At 51.9% G+C, this 1089-nt stretch carries 1 protein-coding gene and 1 pseudogene; one reads left to right on the top strand and one right to left on the bottom strand.

Going from position 1 to position 1089, the window contains the following annotated elements:
• Window positions 1-223 (bottom strand): annotated as a pseudogene (locus B472_RS17045) (hypothetical protein); the annotation flags it as partial.
• Window positions 224-391: 168 nt separating this feature from the next.
• Between B472_RS17045 and B472_RS16755 the strand changes: the two are divergent.
• Complete coding sequence (locus B472_RS16755) at window positions 392-724, top strand: YnfA family protein (protein WP_026039839.1); 333 nt, start codon at window positions 392-394, stop codon at window positions 722-724.
• Window positions 725-1089 lie beyond the last annotated feature (365 nt).

Here is a 1089-nt window from a genome sequence, read left to right as displayed (position 1 = left end):
GCCAGCGCTGAAGTCGCGCGACTGAACACACCCAGCGATCGGCGAGCATTATTTCGGTCAGTAGCTGGCGGGCTGGTTCGGCCGGGACCTCTGGAGCCGGGAGTTTGGGCTCGAACTTGGGTTCGTTGGCTGCGGTTTTGGCGATGCCGTTGGACAGGGCGTCCAGCACGTCACCCATTTTTTTAGCCCGTCGGTTCGAAGATGCGGTTTTGTTAGTAGCCATGGCCTAGCTCCTTGATGCCTATATGCAGTGGTTTCATATAGGTTCATACCGTTTGGCTGGGCTTTTTTCTCAGTGGGGTGGGTTGGTGCACGCTAAGGGACGGACTGCTTTTGGCCAGAAGTAGTCATCGACGTGCAAAAATGGAGCCTTATCATGCTGGAGAGACCATTGGAACTGCTGCGTCTAAGCCTTCTGTTTTTCATAACAGCACTAGCTGAAATCATCGGCTGTTATCTCCCTTGGCTGGTTCTTCGACAAGGTAAGTCGCTGTACTTGTTAATACCTGCCGCCGCCTCATTGGCTCTTTTTGCTTGGCTTCTAACGCTACATCCCATCGCAGCAGGGAGAACTTACGCAGCCTATGGCGGTATGTACATCGCTGTCGCGTTGCTTTGGCTCAAATTCGTAGAAGGCGTTTCGTTAACCCGATGGGATGTCTCGGGGGCGACGATTGCTCTCATTGGCATGGCAGTCATCGCACTTCAACCAACAACTACTTGACAGTTCGGTTCGGGTCAAAAGGGCACAGTGGGGCAAACTATCAGGTTCTAATTCTGGAGATCTCAGCACAGAGGGTCTGAAAACTCTCGGTACAAGTAGATGTCTCAACATTTAGAATGTGGTCTTAGACCCCAAGTGCTTAATCGGCTTGTTCTTGGGAAACTTAGGCGGTTTGTGATCTGGTATGTTCTGGCCCGCCAAGACTATTTCGAACTGATTCCAAGTCGTTCGAACAATTTACAACCTGTTCGGGGCCTCTTTGGGTGCGCTCCTAGAACACCTTCCGGATCAGGCAGGCTTCTTCATAGGCCTCAATGTCTTTGAGCCGGTACAAGACCTTCCCCACGATCTTCAAGTACTGCGGG

This window comes from Limnohabitans sp. Rim28, assembly GCF_000293865.2.
Taxonomy (GTDB): domain Bacteria; phylum Pseudomonadota; class Gammaproteobacteria; order Burkholderiales; family Burkholderiaceae_C; genus Limnohabitans_A.
Note: the sequence above shows the minus strand (reverse complement) of the source record. Positions and strands in the feature narration are given on the sequence as shown.